This window comes from Gilliamella bombi, from assembly GCF_900103255.1.
Classification (GTDB): Bacteria; Pseudomonadota; Gammaproteobacteria; order Enterobacterales; family Orbaceae; genus Gilliamella; species Gilliamella bombi.
In genome coordinates this window covers 1-19397 of the sequence record NZ_FMWS01000070.1, presented here as the reverse complement: position 1 = coordinate 19397, position 19397 = coordinate 1, and the positions used below count along the sequence as shown (strand labels likewise).

The 19397-nt window shown below is 33.6% G+C and carries 22 protein-coding genes and 1 tRNA gene; 16 read left to right on the top strand and 7 right to left on the bottom strand.

Annotated features, from left to right (window positions below; genetic code table 11):
* Positions 1 to 274: 274 nt before the first annotated feature.
* From B9N71_RS11740 to thiI, 6 genes are all read right to left on the bottom strand, one after another.
* A complete protein-coding gene (locus B9N71_RS11740) occupies positions 275 to 604 on the bottom strand; it encodes a hypothetical protein (RefSeq protein WP_085166045.1) in 330 nt (109 codons plus the stop codon).
* A gap of 39 nt (positions 605 to 643) precedes the next feature.
* Positions 644 to 3289, bottom strand: coding sequence for a tetratricopeptide repeat protein (locus B9N71_RS11735; RefSeq protein WP_167370110.1), 2646 nt, complete (start codon positions 3287 to 3289; stop codon positions 644 to 646).
* A gap of 411 nt (positions 3290 to 3700) precedes the next feature.
* Complete coding sequence (gene trmL, locus B9N71_RS11730) at positions 3701 to 4186, bottom strand: tRNA (uridine(34)/cytosine(34)/5-carboxymethylaminomethyluridine(34)-2'-O)-methyltransferase TrmL (RefSeq protein ID WP_244178553.1); 486 nt, start codon at positions 4184 to 4186, stop codon at positions 3701 to 3703.
* Between the two features lie 19 nt (positions 4187 to 4205).
* On the bottom strand, positions 4206 to 5588 hold the full coding sequence (gene cpxA / locus B9N71_RS11725; protein WP_085166043.1) for an envelope stress sensor histidine kinase CpxA: 1383 nt from the start codon (positions 5586 to 5588) through the stop codon (positions 4206 to 4208).
* A 28-nt stretch (positions 5589 to 5616) separates the two neighbouring features.
* Positions 5617 to 6339: a response regulator gene (locus B9N71_RS11720; RefSeq protein WP_143422135.1), complete on the bottom strand. Its 723-nt coding sequence runs from the start codon at positions 6337 to 6339 to the stop codon at positions 5617 to 5619.
* 118 nt (positions 6340 to 6457) lie between these two features.
* Entirely contained in the window at positions 6458 to 7906 is a 1449-nt protein-coding gene (thiI, locus tag B9N71_RS11715) for a tRNA uracil 4-sulfurtransferase ThiI (RefSeq protein ID WP_085166041.1), read from the bottom strand.
* A gap of 296 nt (positions 7907 to 8202) precedes the next feature.
* Between thiI and secG the strand changes: the two genes are divergently transcribed.
* From secG to B9N71_RS11670, 9 genes are all read left to right on the top strand, one after another.
* Positions 8203 to 8577 (top strand): preprotein translocase subunit SecG, encoded by a 375-nt coding sequence (secG, locus tag B9N71_RS11710; protein WP_085166040.1) that lies wholly within the window; start codon positions 8203 to 8205, stop codon positions 8575 to 8577.
* A gap of 7 nt (positions 8578 to 8584) precedes the next feature.
* A tRNA-Leu gene (locus B9N71_RS11705) sits at positions 8585 to 8670 on the top strand.
* 187 nt (positions 8671 to 8857) lie between these two features.
* Entirely contained in the window at positions 8858 to 10108 is a 1251-nt protein-coding gene (locus B9N71_RS11700) for an integrase domain-containing protein (RefSeq protein ID WP_085166039.1), read from the top strand.
* 685 nt (positions 10109 to 10793) lie between these two features.
* Complete coding sequence (locus tag B9N71_RS11695) at positions 10794 to 11192, top strand: terminase small subunit (RefSeq protein ID WP_085166038.1); 399 nt, start codon at positions 10794 to 10796, stop codon at positions 11190 to 11192.
* A gap of 400 nt (positions 11193 to 11592) precedes the next feature.
* Positions 11593 to 11775 (top strand): hypothetical protein, encoded by a 183-nt coding sequence (locus B9N71_RS11690; RefSeq protein ID WP_085166037.1) that lies wholly within the window; start codon positions 11593 to 11595, stop codon positions 11773 to 11775.
* Complete coding sequence (locus B9N71_RS11685; RefSeq protein WP_208610503.1) at positions 11762 to 12313, top strand: hypothetical protein; 552 nt, start codon at positions 11762 to 11764, stop codon at positions 12311 to 12313. The genes B9N71_RS11690 and B9N71_RS11685 overlap by 14 nt, the downstream gene beginning before the upstream one ends.
* 773 nt (positions 12314 to 13086) lie before the next feature.
* Complete coding sequence (locus tag B9N71_RS11680) at positions 13087 to 13296, top strand: helix-turn-helix transcriptional regulator (protein WP_065627088.1); 210 nt, start codon at positions 13087 to 13089, stop codon at positions 13294 to 13296.
* A gap of 3 nt (positions 13297 to 13299) precedes the next feature.
* Positions 13300 to 13710, top strand: coding sequence for a PM1773 family protein (locus B9N71_RS11675; protein ID WP_143422134.1), 411 nt, complete (start codon positions 13300 to 13302; stop codon positions 13708 to 13710).
* Between the two features lie 99 nt (positions 13711 to 13809).
* Positions 13810 to 14571, top strand: a complete 762-nt coding sequence (locus tag B9N71_RS11670; protein ID WP_085166036.1) for an antA/AntB antirepressor family protein — start codon at positions 13810 to 13812, stop codon at positions 14569 to 14571.
* Between the two features lie 319 nt (positions 14572 to 14890).
* On the opposite strand, the gene B9N71_RS11665 is transcribed toward B9N71_RS11670, so the two are convergent.
* Positions 14891 to 15070, bottom strand: a complete 180-nt coding sequence (locus B9N71_RS11665) for a YlcI/YnfO family protein (protein WP_085166035.1) — start codon at positions 15068 to 15070, stop codon at positions 14891 to 14893.
* A gap of 136 nt (positions 15071 to 15206) precedes the next feature.
* Between B9N71_RS11665 and B9N71_RS11660 the strand changes: the two genes are divergently transcribed.
* Genes B9N71_RS11660 through B9N71_RS11630 form a run of 7 tightly spaced genes read left to right on the top strand, consistent with a single transcriptional unit; the run spans position 15207 to position 19124 of the window.
* The gene (locus B9N71_RS11660; protein ID WP_065585765.1) at positions 15207 to 15548 is read left to right on the top strand and encodes a hypothetical protein; all 342 of its coding nucleotides are present in this window, start codon (positions 15207 to 15209) and stop codon (positions 15546 to 15548) included.
* Between the two features lies 1 nt (position 15549).
* Positions 15550 to 15765 (top strand): host cell division inhibitor Icd-like protein, encoded by a 216-nt coding sequence (locus B9N71_RS11655; RefSeq protein WP_085166034.1) that lies wholly within the window; start codon positions 15550 to 15552, stop codon positions 15763 to 15765.
* Positions 15758 to 15985, top strand: coding sequence for a hypothetical protein (locus B9N71_RS11650; RefSeq protein WP_065636761.1), 228 nt, complete (start codon positions 15758 to 15760; stop codon positions 15983 to 15985). The genes B9N71_RS11655 and B9N71_RS11650 overlap by 8 nt, the downstream gene beginning before the upstream one ends.
* Positions 15978 to 16199 carry a hypothetical protein gene (locus B9N71_RS11645; RefSeq protein WP_085166033.1) on the top strand — a complete coding sequence of 74 codons (222 nt, stop codon included), beginning with the start codon at positions 15978 to 15980 and terminating at the stop codon, positions 16197 to 16199. The genes B9N71_RS11650 and B9N71_RS11645 overlap by 8 nt, the downstream gene beginning before the upstream one ends.
* A complete protein-coding gene (locus B9N71_RS11640) occupies positions 16186 to 16377 on the top strand; it encodes a hypothetical protein (protein WP_065627010.1) in 192 nt (63 codons plus the stop codon). Before B9N71_RS11645 ends, B9N71_RS11640 begins: the two co-directional genes overlap by 14 nt.
* A complete protein-coding gene (locus B9N71_RS11635) occupies positions 16370 to 16744 on the top strand; it encodes a hypothetical protein (RefSeq protein WP_085166032.1) in 375 nt (124 codons plus the stop codon). The genes B9N71_RS11640 and B9N71_RS11635 overlap by 8 nt, the downstream gene beginning before the upstream one ends.
* A 10-nt stretch (positions 16745 to 16754) precedes the next feature.
* A complete protein-coding gene (locus B9N71_RS11630; RefSeq protein WP_085166031.1) occupies positions 16755 to 19124 on the top strand; it encodes a primase-helicase zinc-binding domain-containing protein in 2370 nt (789 codons plus the stop codon).
* Positions 19125 to 19397: the final 273 nt, after the last annotated feature.

The following is a 19397-nucleotide window of genomic DNA, read 5'->3' as shown; positions in this document are numbered from 1 at the left end:
ACTTTTGTCCACTTTTTTGGCGAGGATCATCTTTTAAAATAGCCACGATTTGATGTTCAGCCATTTTTTTCATAATTAAATTCCCTTTTACTTTTATCATAGAGAATTTTCTACTTTTTTGCTGTAATATTTTAGGGATAGTTACATATTAACGTTATTCATATTGAAAATAATTATGATAAAAAAATTAATAACTATTGTTATTAATTTTTCCCCGCTTTTGATTAACTTCAAAAAACACGGGAAAACACCCCGTGTTTGTCATCATTTATTTCTATAAAGGTATACAATTTTCGATAATTTTTTGCTTATCATTGTATTCATCATAATAATCGTTTTTAATTACTGGGTTACCTTCATATTTAATGGATAAAATGCATGTAAATTTTATCTTTTTATTGTTATTGTAGTAATATTTTTGGTCTATATTATATATTTTTATCGTCTTTTGCTTGGTGGGGGAAGAAAATTGAATAGAAAAATAATTTTCTTTCCATAAATAATATATACTACTCAGTGCTATTACCACTAAAATTATATTTAATATCCAAAATTTTGAGCGGAAATTTGTTGTTTTATTTGATGTAATAATTGAATCATTCATATTTAATACCCTGTATTAACGAGCTAATTTTAAACAGACCTATTCTAGGTTTAACTCCATATGGGTTAATGGAAGAAAACGATATAAATTACGGTATTGATTAAGTTTATTATTAGCTTTAGTTAATTGTTCTGCTGTTAATTGCGATTTTAATGGTTGAACTTTATTAAATGCTTGAGCTTGATTATGTTCTGCCAATAAACTGTACCAAACAAAGGCAAAGATATTATTCTTTGGAATATCAACACCTTGTTCATGCATATCAGCAAGTTCAAACCATATTTTATAAATATCAGAAGGTGCCAAGATTTCGTTAGCATAAATATATTTTGGATCTGTAAATCTTTGATCATAGTAATCTGAAATGTAATTAGCTAAGTCATTTCTTAATAAAATTGCTTTGGTATATTGGTAAATGCTATGGGAAAACCTTTTATCATTATGATCAAACGAGAAATAATAATACTGACTAAGTAATTCGGCAGCATTGACATTACCAGATTTAAGTAGCATTTTGATATCTGAAAGATACTTATTATCTCTTGAATCGTAATATAGCCGAGTATGTTTTAATAATTCAATGATTGCGTATTGATTTTTATTTTTAGCTAAATCGTTAAGTTCCTTCTGATATTTTTTATCTTGCTTTGTAAATTTGTAGTATTTTGCTTTTAAAAATTGTTTTTTCAGATCATCATTAAGGTTGTTATCAATCCAAGAAAACAATAATTCTTGTTTTGCTGTACAAATAGGTGAATTATTGTTTAATGTTTTAATTAATTCTTTTTGCACTAAAAAATCGCCTTGTGTTGCCAGCTCTATTGCTGCTTTGCAACCAGCATAAGTTTCTATCCCGTTACCGTTAAAATTATGCTTCGTAAAATGATAAACCACTTTGGGTGATGGGTTATTTTCATTTTGCACCTTTAACCAATCTTGTCCAGCAACCACAACTGTTGGCGAAAGGTAATTTTGTTCATGGTTAATGTATTGTGTGGTTAACCATTCAAATTCAGGATGCGATTTGTCGATGGTTATCAAAAACTTTTGTGCTATTACATAATTTTGTTGTGCTGCCAAATTAAGATATCGCCAAGCTTTATGATAATTTTGTTCCACTCCTTTCCCTAAATAATAAATTACTCCTAACCGATAATTTGCCGTTGCATATCCTAAATCGGCAGCTTGTTTGTAATATGATATTGCTGTATCAGTATCTTGGATAATAAAGTCATATAACGTACCAAATCGGTATAAAATTATTGGATTATTAGGCTCAAGTTCCAATGCAGATTCGTAAAGCTGTATTAATTCATTGCTGGATTTAGCTATAAGGTTTTCGGCTTCACGATAAAAACCATAAGCAATTCCACGTTGTTGAGATAATGCCAGTAGTAAGGGTAAAGTGTAGTTATACTCTGAGAAATGATACTCGGCTAGTATTTCTTTTTCGAGTTGAAGATAAAAGTCTTTTTCATCTTCTAAATTATCGGAAAATACCTCTTCTACGGTTTTAATAGCGTTTTCGATATAAAGTTTATTGGTATAATCGATTCGTTTTTGTCTATCTTTTAATTCTTCGGGATAGTATTTATCAACAATTTCATCATATTGGAATTTTTCGAAGATTCCGTTATTTTCATAAACGGGTTTAATTACATTAAGTAAAAACTGCTCTTGTAGATTAACTTCATTAGATGATTGAATGCTAGGGTTAATCGTATAGTTAACCGAGGTATCGATTTGCATCCCTAGATGATAATATTTTGCAGCTTGCTTTGAATCTTTTTCTACCCCTAAACCATTTAAATAAAACCAAGCGAGCTGAAAGGCCATTTTTTGCTTAGCCTCATTTTCAATTGAATCAGATTGGGTAAAATTAATTAACCATTTAGCCGCCCATGGGTAATTAGGTTGTTCTGATTTTGAACCATCTATCTGACCGCCATTTAAAAAATATTCAACCAGCTCCATTGGTGCATCCGATGCTTCATTGTGATTTATATGCTTCACAGTTTTTTCAAGCCAATATAAAGCTTTTTTCTGATCATTAATTTTATTTTTATAGAGTTGATAAAGCCGATATTGCGCTTGTCCGTAAAATCCCCAATCATAGCTTTTGCTCGCCATTTCATAATATTTTATTGCTTTAGCATAATCGGTTTTAACATCTATTCCCTTATCATAGAGAGTAGCTAATACATATTGAGCCTGACCCACACCATATTTTCTTCCTTGTTCATTTAACCACAGCGTTCCTTCACCTATGCTAAATTTTGCTTTATCTGGAATTGGTGAAGCGGCCTTTTCTAACCAAAAAAGACCCTTTTTAATATCTTTATTTACCAATTCCCCGTTAATATAGGCTATTCCTAGAGCTGTTTGGGCAAGAGGGTATAGGTTTTCGGCAGATTTAGTTAAAAATTCGATATATTTATTGGAGGATTTGTCCTTGCACCCAGCGAATTTTTTATCATTTGACTCAAGATAAAATTGATGAGGGAGGCAATACCAATCATCATTTTCATTCAAAGGGTTATAAGCCATGGCAACTTGATACTGTGCAACAGTATCTTTATTATTCGTAGCCAAAAACCAAACATTTTGAGAAATTGTTTCGGCAAAAACATAATTTGAAAAAGTACAACATATTAAAAATAAAGATAATAATTTTATATTTTTCATTGTGTGATCCATCTATATTAATCATGTTCAAATTCAAAATAGACATCGAACTTTCTATAAAGTTAGCGGCGTTGAATAAATTTATTTGAACTCATTTCCTATAAAAATTAGGCAAATAGCCTCAATAAGTTTCATCGTATGGCAGAAACTTTCACTTTTTGACGATAATATTTATAGTTTTAGCTTAATATATTACCTAATGCTGGAAAATGGAATACTTTTAATCTTGAAGACAAGATTTAAACAAAAAGACAATAAAATCAATTGAATAAAAAGGTTTTTTTATTAAGGAATAGAACAACATATAACCTTTTCTGATTAATATTAATTATTTTTACCCCACCAAAAGGTTTGAATATCGCTTTTTTTCCCAACGTCGGTATTTATCCAACAACTGAGTAAGACTAAAATTTATTTTGCACCCATATAATTTAACTGACGCCATGATTCATAAACCACAACGGCAACAGAATTAGATAAATTCATACTACGGCTAGTGGCGAGCATGGGAATGCGGATCTTTTTCTCTTGTGGTAGTGCATCAAGTATGTTTTTTGGTAAGCCTCGGGTTTCTGGTCCAAACATTAAGAAGTCATTTTGCTGGTAATCGACTTCACTGTGTGGCTTTTGTCCTTTTGTGGTTAAAGCATAAACTTGTGTTGATAGGTCTATTTGATTGGCATCTAAAAAATGGTTGAGATTTTTATAGCGTTTTACATCAACAAATTCTTGATAATCAAGCCCGGCTCGCCTTAACTTTTTGTCATCCCAGAAAAAGCCCATAGGCTCAATAATATGTAAATTGAAACCAGTGTTAGCACAAAGACGGATAATATTTCCAGTATTAGCAGGAATTTCGGGTTCAAATAAAACGATGTTTAAGGCTGAATTTGACACAACTTTTCTCATTTATTATTTATTGATGTTTATGAATTGGCAATATTATCACAATTCTAAGTCCACCAAGATGACTTTTTTCTGCTTTTACAGTACCGTGATCGCGTATGATGGCATTAGCTACAATAGCGAGCCCTAATCCAGTTCCGCCAGATTCACGATCTCGAGCTTCACTTGTACGATAAAAAGGTCTAAAAATTTGTTCTAGTTCGCTTTCAGCAACTCCTGGACCATCATCATCAATTGTAATTGTTAGCTTTTGTTGTTGTGCTACAAAATTAATATCGATCTGTTTATTTGAATAGCGAAATGCGTTGCGTATAACGTTTTCAAGTGCGCTACACAAAGCAATTGGATAGCATAATATAGTATGGTTAGTTGGAAAATTTGTAACGACCAACGTTTTACCTATTTGTTCTGCTTCAAAAGTGGCATTATCAAGCACCTGTTTAAATAGAATATTAATTTTATTAACCTCACGAATTTCATTATTGTCATATTGTTGCCTTGCCAATGACAATAAGTCACCAATCATAGAATCTAATTTCATCGCTTCATTATTAATACGTATAACTTCACTGCTTTCACCTTGTTTGCGTCGCAATAGCGATGTGGCAAGTTGCAAACGAGTCAAGGGAGTGCGTAATTCATGAGAAATATCTGAAAACAAACGTTGCTGTACTTCTTGCATTCGTTTAAGCTCTCTTAGCATATGGTTAAAACTAGCCCCAGTAGCTTTATATTCAGAAGATCCTATTTGTTCTAGCTCAGGCCACTCTTGTAAATTTCCTTTCGCAACCTGATCAGCTGCTTTTTTTAGCCCTCGAGCAGGTTTTGCAATACTCCAAGATAGCCATAGTAAAAAAGGAGAACTTGCCAGCATGGTTAAAGTTAATAGTAAAAAAGGATGATCAAATATAAAGTTGACTAATTGAGATTGAATATCTGTAGTTTGTTGTAGGATATATAATTGATATTCAGCATTAGCATAATGAATGAGAAAAGGTCCTATAATTTCTTGAGAATCATAAATTTTTTTTGCAGGATCTTTGACATCATGGGATTTTTCACTAAAGTTTTTGATTAAATCAATATTTTTTGTTTCAGCTGTAATGATTTGCCCATTAGGAGTAACAATAAATAAAAATTGCCCCGGTTTTTGATAACTATCCATAACAACAATAAAACGCATCCACCACCGAAAACTATCTTTTGGTACATTAATAAGATCATTTTCAATTTGATGCGCAAGCATATTACCAGCTTGTTTATCTTTGTTTGCTAAGTAGGTTAGGTTTCGAGCATCAAGACTCGGCAAAACCATTATTAACATTAGAAAAAAAGCTATGGTTAATAAAAATATTGTGAAAATTCTTATTGTTAGTTTATCAAAAAGCCACATATCATATTATCTGATCTTCATTATAAAGTTATTCATATAACAAATCGTCATTTCGATCAATTACAAATAAGTAACCTTTTGAACGTAATGTTTTAATCCATGGTAAACCATCACTTCTAGGCGGTAGTTTTTTCCGTAATCTAGATACATGTACATCAATCGAGCGAGCAAGTGGAGCTAAATTTTTACCCAAAACAAATTCGCTTAGTTTTTCGCGTGTAATTATCTTTCCCGAATTTTCTAGAAAGGTAAGCAACACTTGAAACTCAGTACCCGTTAAATCTATATACTTGTTATCAAAAAAAGCAGATCCCTGTTTTCGATTTACATTAAGTTTATCAATTGTATATTTAATTGGTTGTTCAGTTTCATCGTTTGCTACATTATCCCAATGCGCTCTACGCAAAAGTGCATTGATTCGGGCAATAAGCTCTCTATCATTAAATGGTTTTAGAATGTAGTCATCAGCACCAAGCTCAAGCCCAATAACTTTATCATATTCATTATCTTTAGCCGTTAAAAAAATAACAGGTACCGTAAATTTACCTCTAAGTTGAGATAAGAATTTAAGTCCATTCATTTCAGGCATCATAATATCAAGTAAAATAAGATCTATCGTACTATCAAACTTTTCTAAAGCCTGAATACCATTATTCGCTATTTCAACAAGAAATCCTTCTAACTCAAGAAGTTCTCGTAATAATAAAGTAATTTCTGGATCATCATCAACTACAAGTAATTTACTGCTCATTACAATCCTCTTTATTTCATTCATTCTTGATATTAATTTTTATACCAAATATAGTTTTATCCAAAAATTTACTATATATGTAAAAATCACGAACAATATAGTAAATTATTGTTAATTTTTATATAGAAAATATTTTTACATTATTATAGCCTTGGTCAATTAAATAAAGCGCTTGTAATTTACTCATGACTCCACGATCGCAATATAGTAAATATTGCTTCGATTGATCCAAATTCCCAAATTGCGTTGCTAACTTATAAAATGGAATATGCTTAACTTCAATATCGCTTAATATAAGTGGATTATCTTCCTGATCTTCTGAAGATCGAATATCAATAACCACGTGATCGGTACTCAAAGTTGTGACAGTTTCAACATGAGCAATTTTTGTATCAGTTTGTTTTGCTATCTCACGAATATCAATATTTTCAGCCTCGGCAACTGCTTTATCCAAAATCGTGAAATTAAAATTCATTTCCTCTGCTTCAATTTTTTCTTTCACGGCTTTAACTGTTGGGTTTTTAGATATTACGCCACAAAATTCTGGCATTGTTTTTGCTATATCTTCAGTACCAATTTGACGCGCAATATTGATAATGGTTTCTTTATCGTGTGTGATTAAAGGACGTAAAATTAATGTATCACTAGCATTATCAATTAAACGTAAATTGGTAAGTGTTTGGCTTGATACTTGCCCCAATGCTTCTCCAGTAACGAGAGCTTCCACTTTATAACGTTGCGCAATTTTTGATGCCGCACGAATCATCATCCGTTTTAGAATAACTCCCATTTGCCCATCATCAATTTTTTCAAGAATCTCACCAACAACATCCGAAAAATCAATAGCAATAAAACGCACTTTATGTGAGCTACCAAAACGCTCCCATAGGTAATGCGCCATTTGTTTAACTCCAATTTCGTGAGTTTTTCCACCAAGATTAAAGAAACAATAATGCACTCGGCTTCCGCGTCGCATTAGCATATAACTTGATACACCAGAATCAAAACCACCGGATATAAGCGAAAGAACATCTTCTTGTGTACCAGTTGGAAAACCGCCAATGCCAGCATGTCGACCTTTTACCAGCAGTAACTTTTCTTTGTCGATTTCAAGATGAACGGTGATTTCTGGATGAGTTAATTTAACCTTAGCCGAAGACACATGTTGATTAAGCCCACCACCAACATAACGTTCAACATCAATTGAAGTAAATTCATGTTTACCTCGACGCTTAACGCGTACACAAAACGTTTTGTTTTCAATTAATGGAGCATAATAATCTAATGCTTTTTCAAAAATATCATGCATATCAACAAAAGTGATTTCATCAACGGCTAAAATATGATGTATACCAGGGATTCGCATTAATAATTCAAGTATCTTAGCTTCACTATTTTCAACTTTTGGACGAACTTCAATAAAATCCCAATGACGAATAACCGCAACATCTTCAATATGATGCTTTAAAATATTACGAATGTTACTTGTTAGTATTTTAATAAATCGTAAACGAACAGAATCACTTTTGATGGTAATTTCGGGAAAGAGCTTAACAATAAATTTCATAAAATCAATGCGAACTATTATAAAAATGCATCATTATACTTGTTTTACTCAAAAACTCACAATTGATTATAATAAATATATCTAATGACTGTTTTAATTTATTGCTTGAAATAAAATTAGTGAATACACAATAATACATCATCTACAGATAAAATAAGTATTTTTACTACCTGAAAAGTATAAATGCTTAAAATATATCAATCATATCTTAAATTTTACTTGCTTGTTGGACTGTCTTTCGCTAATATCTCGCATCAATAAATTCTGTTGTATAACATATAAATTGACAGGTTGAAATGTACGAATTTTTAATTATAAGCTATTTAATTATCGCGGTTATAATAGTTGCGTTAGTTTTAATACAACGAGGTAAAGGGGCTGACATGGGTTCATCATTTGGCGCTGGTGCATCCGCAACTTTATTTGGCTCTTCAGGTAGTGGGAATTTTTTAACTCGCGCTACCACTTTATTAGGTATTTTGTTTTTTGTAATAAGCATTTTACTTTCAAATTTAGGTAGCAAACCACGAATAGCTTCATCTAGCGAATTTGAGAATATTGAAGATACTGTACCAGTAACAACACAGCTGAATGAAGGTAATACCGCACCTGCAACAGCTCCAATTACTCAACCTGTACAGCAAAATTCAACTTCAGATATACCTGAATAACAACGGCGCCGTGGTGGTGAAATTGGTAGACACGCTATCTTGAGGGGGTAGTGCTCTAAGAGCATGCGGGTTCAAGTCCCGCCCACGGCACCAAATCAATAAACAGTAACATTCTTTTAAACCCAACAAAGCACACCAAACCCAGTAATAACAAGCCTTAAAGTCTATTTTATTGCCCATTAAGTATCATTAAGGTACATTTACAACCAAAGTTTTTAGGACTATATTAAGGACTATGCAAACATATTAAAATAATTTCATAGTCCCATAAGAGAAAAGTATGCCTAAAAAAGTAACCCCAATGACGGATACACAAATAAAGAATGCCAAGCCACAAAGTAAGGATTATCCTATTTATGATGGAAATGGTTTGCTTTTACTTATTAAGTCAACAGGGGCAAAAATATGGCAATTCAGATATTACCGCCCTATAACTAATAATAGGACTACTGTAAGCTTCGGAAGTTATCCAGAAGTTTCGCTACAGCAGGCACGAAAACAACGAGATGAAGCACGCGAATTAATTAAACAAGGGATAGATCCACAGCATCACAAAGCGGAACAAGAACAACGTAAGCAAGAAGCTTGTAATAATACCTTTTACGCTATGGCTGAGAAATGGTTCAAATTCAAAACAGAACAAGGTTTAGAAGAACAAACGCTCAAAAAGGCTTGGCGTTCATTAGAAAATCATGTTTTCCCTTATATAAAAGATATTCCAATAAACCAAGTAACAGCTATCAAAGCGATTAACGCATTACAGCCATTAAATAACAATAATAAATACGAAACAGTAAAAAGAGTTTGCCGGCGAATTAATGAAATAATGTATTATGCTGTCAATATGGGAATTATCGATAATAACCCTCTAGCCAAAATCACCGACGTATTTAATAGCCCGAAAGTAAAAAATCAGCCAACTATTCCCCCTACTGAGTTACCGCAGTTCATGCAAGCTTTAGCTATGGCAAAGATTGAATTGCAAACTAGATGCGTGATTGAATGGCAGTTATTAACATTAACGCGACCAAGTGAAGCCGTAGGGGCTAAGTGGGAAGAAATTAATCTAGATAAAAAATTATGGAGTATTCCTGCCGAACGCATGAAAATGGATAGACCTCACAATATACCCTTATCACCGCAAGCAATAAAAATACTTGAGATAATGAAATCTATTAATCATAAAAGTGAGTTTGTTTTCCCAACAGCAAGACCGCCTTATAACAAGCCAATGAGTAGCCAAACCGCTAACATGGCAATAAAGCGCATGGGATACAAAGATAAGTTAGTTGCGCATGGATTAAGAGCTTTAGCTAGTACCGCATTAAACGAACAAGGCTTTAATTATGATGTCATTGAAAGCGCGTTATCGCATGTAGATAAAAACGCAGTAAGGCGAGCCTACAACAAAGCAGAATATGAACATCAAAAGCGTATTATGCTTGACTGGTGGGGTGACTTTGTCGAGCAAGCAAGCCAAGGAAATGTCTCACTATCAGGTAACCGCAATTTAAAGCTAGTTAATCATTAACCATATCGCGCTATTCATACCGTGCCCCATATTTGGGTTACAAACTTCAATTATCCATAATAACCACTCCTCATATCTGAGGGGTGTTTTTTCAAATGTCACCCTTTACTTACCCAGTCATTAGGCTGTTTTTATGCTTACCCCCCATATTCTTAAACTTTTAATATAAAGTGTTCACTACTATTCACCAACCTAATATTAATTTATATATATCAATATATTATATACTTATTATATATATTTTTTGGTGTTCACTAGTATTCACTACTGTTCACTACTATACACATTTAAAAATAATCTTGATCCTGTAATTAACCAATTGAAATATAAATATATTTATATAGCGCTATTTTTTTATTAAAATAAAATAATTATTAATCATAATGTTAAGTTATGATGATTTTAAGGTTGATCCAGGGCTATTATTAGAGGAAAAGAATAAATGCTCTATGGTGATTTCCACCATACAGGGAGATTACGGAAAAGGTAACATTAAAAAAACTAAAAAAATCGGGTTAGCGTTAAAATGAATGAGAGTGGGCGGTTTAGAACGTATAGGGTCGTAGGAATTTACACCCCCCTCCTATTGGTTGGCTTAGTGAATTTTTGGACACGTTAGAAAGCAATCTAATAATTCGCCTTATTAGATTATAATAGCCTTATTATTAGTAAGTTAGGTGGCAATATGGCAGGGCGAAAATCAAAGATAAAGGACATGTTAAAACTAGGGCAAGAGTATTTGCATAAGCAGGGCTATATCAAAAATGGGGAAGTTATTCCCTCTATGGCTGGACTGGCTTTATATGCTAACTGTTCAAGGTCAAGTTTATACAATTATGCGAGTTCAAGCGAAGAATTTAAGGACATGTTAGAACTTATCAAAGCGCGCCAAGAAGTCGAGTTAATTAATAAAGGCTTAAAAGGCGAGTTTAACGCAAGTATTGCTAAATTGATGCTTGCTAATCATGGTTATTCTGAAAAACAGATATTAGATCATCAATCTATGGGCAGTAGCATTACAGCCAAATCCAAACCAATGCGCATAGAACTAGTATCGCTACAACCAAAGGATTTAACCGCCTGACAAGCAAAGAGCATAAAAATGTTTTACGAGTAATTAGAGACTTGTTACCTGCTCAAGTTTTAGACGCTCAAATTGAGCTACTTCATATGGAATTTAAATACCCAAAAATCCATTTAATATATAATCACTAGTACTTATATAGGTATCCATTCAGGTATCCAGTGAAAAGCATTTAATAAATGGATACCAATTTAATCATAAAAGCCAGTTATCTTCATAATGAAGACTGCTTATAAAATTCTTTCATAAAGTTTAATTTAAAGAAAATTAAATATTTATTATTGTTTTTCTCATATTTATTTATATTCTGTTTTAAACAGTTAAATACATATTGATATAACAAAATAGAGCTATATAATATTACACAACTTGTGTAATTGTACTTTTTAGGAGGCGTAATATGGCTACATCATCATTTAGCAAAACGTTTGTTTTGGCTGATTCTAGTGGCATTGACACTCTTATTGAGCTAGATAAAGCACCAAATAAAATTAAAACTCGCGATAGAGACGATAAAGCAGAATCCCAAAAAGCAGTAAAATTATTTTCTACAGTTTTAACCCGAAAAAATGCTCACGGTTAATCTAGATGAGCTTTTAAATAAATATGATGAGGAGGAAATAAAAAGCCTCCTTTGTTGTTTTTCTTGCCCTAGAAATAAGGATTTACAAGATTTTTTATGCAATTCATCGATAGAATTTAGCAAAAGGAACGTATCAAAAACCTATCTTATTATCAACGAAGATAATCTTGATATTCTCGCCTATTTTTCTTTAGCATTTACATCAATACAATCAAGTGATTTTGAAATATCTAAAACATTAGTATCTAGTATGGATGGCTTTAATAAGCACGCTACAGAAATAAAAGTTCACTTGATTGGTCAAATTGGTAAAAATTTCGCAATTGAAAATAATCCTATAAATCTTGGGTTAATATTACAAGAAACTTTCACAATAATTAAACAAATCCGCGCTATGGCTGGCGGTAGATTTGCTATATTAGAATGTAATAATAATCCCTCATTGATAGCACTATATAAAAAATACGGATTTAAAATATTGCCTACCAAAGAAGATGGTGATCATCTTATCACTATGTGTATAAAAATTCCTGATTAGTAGCCTCAATAATTTCATATCTAAAATAATTTTATGTGTAAAAATTTACAATATATAGTAATACATTATCAAAATTTACTACTATATATAGTAAATCTGAATATTAATTGATTAAAAAACAAGCAAACGAATCAATGGGTGAAAAATATTTTTTAAGAGCATTTTTTCACTGGCTAATTCATTACAAAATTAAGGCGATTATACAAATCCGATCATAAACTGAATTACTTGAAATTTAATTTATTTAAAAATCATAAAGTTAAAAATAATGTTTATTAAAATCAGATCGTAAATCAAATGACAGCATTTTTACGGCGTTACTAAAGTTAAGTAATACATAGCAACCAAAATTGTATTTAAAGGGCTTAGAGCGCTCATTTTGCGCCTTATTTTTGATATTTATTATTTACTGTGCTTTATTTTTCAGAATACTTTGATAAAATACTAGTTAAATTGATTACCTAGTTATTTATACAGGTAGTTAATTGAAAAGCTATTAATGAGGAGTATCTCAGTTGATAGTTTTAAGGGGAGTTGGTTCACGGTCGCCAAACTTAGAAGCCAGATCCCCTAGTACGAAGAAATTAAACATGATACAGATAGAAATGTAACAAATTGCTTAACAACTTCAGTTATATATTGTCTTATCTACTAAAAGTAGTCAATGCCAATATTAACTAACTGTTGATTTATCAACCAATCTCTGTTAGCTCCTTTCATCCCCTATCATTGTTTAATTCTTTTTAATTAGTAATTTAAAAAGAGATTTTTACATGGAAAAAATTTTAAATAACAAAGATAGTCTTATCCCGTTAAAAGATTTTATTGCCTTAATTGGTTATAAAAGCACATCCTCATATTATCAAATGCTCAAAAATGACAAAACCGCACCTAAACCAATAAAATTATTGGGTCGAAAAGTTTTTTTATCTAGTCAAGAAGTTAATAGCTGGATTGAATCAAAAAAAGCGGCAAGGGGGTAATTTATGCAAATTGGAAACCCTCTATATCGCGAAATAATAAAGGGCTTGCATTGGAATCTTGACGCTTCCAATAATAGCCAATCTGATTATAAAAAGCTACCCAAAAAGCCGAGAGCTTACCTATTAATTGCGTGTACTGGTGACAATGGTATTACAGAAAATGAGATATTGCGCACCTGTAGGCTTTCTAGCGGTAGAAATTACTGTTCAGAACTAGAAAGAAAGTTAGGCATCACATTAAAGCGCATGGATGAACCCAATACCGACGGAATAGGCTCACACTATCGCTATTACCTAGCCAATAAGGAAGATGCTCAAAAGGTGGTTAATCTGATTCTTAGTTATGAAAATAGCTTATTAACTGAATCAGATATCAGCCAAATTTTAGCACTTTATCCAAGCAAAGCAGCTTAATTAATTGATTTTATAGCAAAGCTCATTTTTGAGCCGACGGTATCCCTTTGCCTAAATTTAGCTAAACGGGGAATTTTCGGACACGTTAGGAGATAAAAAATGACAGATTTTAATAATTTAGTACCAGTAACCGAAACACAATTAAACGGTAAATTACAGCAAACAGTTAGCGCAAAGGCTTTACATAATTACTTAAAAGTAGGAAATGATTTTTCAACATGGATAAAGGGAAGAATAAAAGAATATGGGCTTATTAAAAATGATGATTTTTTAATCTTTGATTCATCAGAATTCAGGAATCAAAGTACAAATAATGAACAACAAATAAAATGGACAACTAAGCGAGGTGGAGATCGTAAAAGTACAGATTACATCCTTACAATCGGAACCGCTAAAGAATTAGCAATGATTGAAAATAACGAGAAAGGACGAGCAATAAGAAAGTACTTTATACGTTGTGAAGAACATCTTAAAGAAATCGCGCCAACAATCCAAAAGAAAGCACTTAATCGATTAAAAGCACGTTTAAAAGTCGCAGATTATAGCCGTCCTATGTGTGACGCTTTAACAGAGCAACGTAAAGCACTGGGGAAAAGCGCAAATAACACCGTATTTACTAATGAATTCGATATGATTAACCGCATCGTATTAGGTACTACATCAAGCAAATACAAGAAAGCCAATAATCTTACTGGTAATATTCGTGACCACCTAAACGAATTTGAATTAAACCATATCGCATACCTTGAGAACGCAAATATAACATTAATCCATATTGGTTACGACTATCATCAGAGAAAAGCCGAGCTAATAAAGTTATCTCATGCTTATTTAATCCGTCATATGGCACAGGTGGCTTAATTATGATGACTACACACCCATTTAACGCCCTAGCAATAGGGCAATATACTCAAGCCCTAAATAATCGCTTAAATTGCTATTTTAACGGAATTAACGCGAAATCATTCTTCTTGGTTGGCAATAATTCTAGTTTTCAGTCAAAAAAGCCTATTTCAGTGGAAACCAGTGTAAAAGTACGCGCTAAGTACGCAGTGAAAACCGTTTTTTTAATGCGTACTAATCATTGCATGGGGTTGAATTTCAAAAGTATGTTTCTTGAGTCCATAAAAAGGAGAATGGGAAAACAAATACCACCAATCAGTGGCATTAAGTTAAAAGATTATTTCTTATCTAGTTTAGCTAGTTTTTCGCGACAAGCATCCTTAACCCATGCGCTAAAGTTACTACTTTCTTGTAGTATTTGCTTTTCCATTAGTTCAAGTAAATCATCTTCAAAGCGGATTATTTTAGATGTGCTCTTAGAACGGTCAAAACTTCTTTTTTTATTTTCTTCTTGCATTGGTTTATACCACTATGTTAGATTATCAGTTAATGGTTTATACCATATTAAGGATAATACCACTAAAAAGCAATGCCACGAAGTGCGACCAACACTATCGAGGCATCTAACCACAAACATTAAACGGAGTAATGCTATGGCTAATAGTAATGATACCCTACGCCCTAAAAATGGGCAACCTGACCTATCTAATTTAATTTCTGTTTTAAATCTCTATCAAGCAGATATTCCAACACACCATTTATTACAAGCTGAGAATCATTTTGAAGAACTACAGCAATCTATTCTATATGGAATAGGTGCGATTGGTAACCTGATGTTTTGGGCTAGTGAAAATGAGAGTTATTCCGAGCAGAACCTTAAAAGTGATATGCGCGATATTGGCTATTTACTAGCACAATTAAGAGATGTTGCCTGTTTCGCTTCAAATCAAATTAACCTACTTGATGCTACACAAAACCGTAAGGGAGGTAAATAGTATGTTGAAAACGAATTATAAAGAAAAAAGTAATCGTGAAACCAAACTATTTAAATTCTATGACCTTACTACTGCCAAAGTATTTGAGGCATTAGCTCCTACAGAACAACAAGCTAGAAAAAGCCTAGGCAAATCATCCCTTATCTTTATTGCCAGAATTCGCTTATATCCAGTCATTGAAGACACTAGAAGCTTTGGAGGTTACAGCCATGAATAACGATCAGTTAATTTGTAATGTTGAATCTAAACTTATTCAAGTTCGGAGCATGGCTAAAATCGCTTTGGATAACACTAATTATAAGTGCGCAGGATATGACGAGCCTTTTATCGAACAAACCGATATGAGTAATTTACTGTGGGTTATTGTTGATTTAGTAGAGCAAGCTTTTGATGAGCTACAAGGGTACGGGTTAACGGAGGATAAGAATAATGGCTAATATCTCATTGGACGCAATTAATACTATCAATACAAAACTAGGACAAGCCAACGCTATCACCACGCTTTTAATGGTGGATTGTGATCCGGATACGCCAATTAATGATGAGTTACGCGCCTATGCCCTTGATGCTGTATCAGACTTGATTAACGATTCTAAAAAGCTATTTAGAAGCGAAACCGAGCGCAAGGAGGCAAAGAATGAAAGAGTTTGATTTTGTCCATAACGATGACGGCACTATTACCGCATTAAGGCTTAAAAATGGCAAATATGTAGCACTATTTTCTTTTGGCAAGGATGAAATCCCTAACTTACTCGCCGATGTCACCAAGCGACTACCGCCCGAGGTTAGGCGATACATGACACAAATTAAGGGGGTAAATCATGGATAACCAGCAAGAAGTAACAGCAATTCATCATAGTATCGTTGATTCTACCATGGCGATTATAGCAGGCTTATTTTTAATTGAGCAGATTAATAAAAACGGTGCCAAGGTGTTTATTCATGAGGGTATCAAGATTGATATTGACAAAGATTTAATTGTTTTAGGGTTAAAAGTTAGTCTTGAAGAATGCTTGATTGAAGACTTTGGCGAAAGTGAGGGATTAAACCGCACCTATGGGCTATTAAAAAAGATGTACGCCGAAAGTGACGATAAACCTATGGCACTAACGCAATTCGGGCAAGAAATGCTTGCAACGTTATTTATTGATTTAGCCGAAGATATCAAAGCTGAATCTAGCGCGATAATTCATTAAGGGGGATGTAATGAAAATCAATGAAATTACAGCCCAAGCCGTAGATAAATGGGATTATATCTTTCAATCATTAGGTATTGAAGTGGGTAATGGCAAACATTGCCCCTGCCCTGTCTGTGGGGGTAAGGATAGATTTAGATTTGATAACCAAAATGGTAGAGGTACGTACATCTGTAACCAGTGCGGTAGTGGTGATGGCTTAGAGCTTATCAAAAACTATTGTCAATGCGACGCTAAAGAAGCATCGAGTAAAGTAGTGGAGTGTTTAAATCTATCCAATCAGAATAACCAAATACGGGAAAATCTCGCATTTAGAAAAATAGATTCCGAACAATTACATAACGATAACATACCAGATAATCCCGTATGTAAAAAGGTCGAGTATTTGCTATCTAAAGTAACATTAGGGCAATCAGATTACCTGACCAAGAAAGGGTTAACCTTTGATTTACCCTTGTTAGATAACGGGCGCATTTTTGTGCCCATGCTGAATCTTCATAATGAATACGCAGGCGGTCAATTTATTGAGCTAGACGGCAGCAAGCACTTAATGAAAAGCTCGAGCAAAAAAGGGGCTTTTATTTTAGCCACCTCAATTTTGAGTAGACCTGCCGAGGTGTGCGCAAATTTGCTCGCACATAATGAAATTATTATCTGTGAGGGTTTGGCTACAGGGATATCGATAGCGGAATTCCGTCATCAGTCTATTGTTATATCCGCTATTGACGCAGGCAATCTTATTCATGTGGCTAAAGACATTCGTGAGTTAAACCCTACCGCTAAAATCATTATTGCAGGTGATAACGATATTGGTCAAAGCCCTAATACGGGCTTAGCTAAAGCAATAGAGGCAGCTCAAGCGGTAAATGGTTATTACTCCGTTCCTGATACAGATTATAAATGTGATTGGGATGATTATAGGCAACAATTTGGAAGCGATAACGCTTTGGCTCATTTTAATAAAAACCTCATAAAACCAGAGTTATCCACCATGACAAAACATAACATGCAAAACGAGTTATCAAGCATGAACCTATCGCAAATGGCATCAAGTCAACGCGCCGAACTGCTTAATCAATATTATGATAATAACCTTGCGATTAATCTTACTACCGATGAAATCTATCACTATCAAGATAACGCATGGCAACCTATAAGCGATAAACTGCTAATGCGAACACTAGCCGATTTATTCACTCAATCAGGCGAACCATTTAACCCTATGCGAATTAGCTCAGCGGTTGAATCGCTCAGGTTATCACTGCCGATAATGGGAACACCTCAGAAAGATTTAATCTGCTTTAAAAATGGCGTATATGAGCTAAAAAGCCAAACCTTTAGACCTCACAATAAGCAAGATTGGTTATTAGTCAGTAATGATATTGATTACTACCCTGCCAAAGAAAATGAATCTTTTGATACTCACGCGCCCAACTTCGCTAAATGGCTAAAAAGAGCATCAGGCAATCAAGATAAGGCTAAAAATATCTTAGCTGCGCTATATATGATATTGGCTAATCGCCATGACTGGCAATTATTCTTAGAGGTTACAGGCGCAGGCGGTAGCGGTAAAAGTGTTTTTGCTGAAATTGCGACGATGTTATCAGGTAAAAACAATACTGTAATAGGCACTATGGACGCCTTAGAAAAGGCAAGGGATAGAGCTTTAATCGTGGGTTACTCATTAGTCATACTACCCGACCAACCGCGTTATATGGGCAGTGGTGCAGGATTAAAAGCAATTACTGGCGGTGATGAAGTCGCAATAGACCCAAAACACAAGCAACCCTATTCTTGTAAAATCCCTGCGGTAGTTTTGGTTATCAATAACGAGGCAATGAGATTTAACGAACGAAATGGCGGTATATCACGGCGTAGGGTTATCTTTCACTTTGGCGAGGTCATCCCTGAAAAAGAGCGAGATTTAAACTTGGTCAGCAAAATAGAGCAAGAACTCCCCTCAATTGTGAGGTTGCTATTAAATGAGTTTACCAGTCCAGCAGAAGCTAAAGAAAGACTACACCAGCAACAACAATCAGACGAAGCGACGGCGATTAAACGCAAATCCGACCACTTGGTAGATTTTTGTAGTTATCTTGATGTACTGGATCATCCCAATGGTATGCTTATGGGTAATTTAGGCATAATACCGTTTAACCCTAAAAAATATTTATATCATGCTTATATTGAGTATGTGCGCAATACAGGGCTTAATAATCCATTGTCCTTGAGTGGGTTCGGTTTATCATTAAATTACGCCATAAAAGAAAATAGAAAGGCGTACATTAAAAAACGAACTAATATAGGGGTAAAAACTAATTTAGAAATAAACCCAGATATGTGTAAAGATTGGCTACCTCAAGCCGAAGATCCTAACTAGTAGCTCAAATTGAACCACTAAAATAAGACCGCCCTAATTGGCGGTTTTTTATTGAGTGAATACATAAAGTGTATACTTGTGAATAGTAAACATTCAAGTATACATCACTCAAACCCTTTTATAATAAGGCTTCAAGCAAGTAGTGAACACCGTGAACACTTTTTTATAAAATTTTATTTTTATGGGGGGAGGTATAAAAATCTAAAACATAATTAACGGATACCGCTCACCTAGATAAATTTTTACACCGTCAAAATTCTAAAACCAATTTTT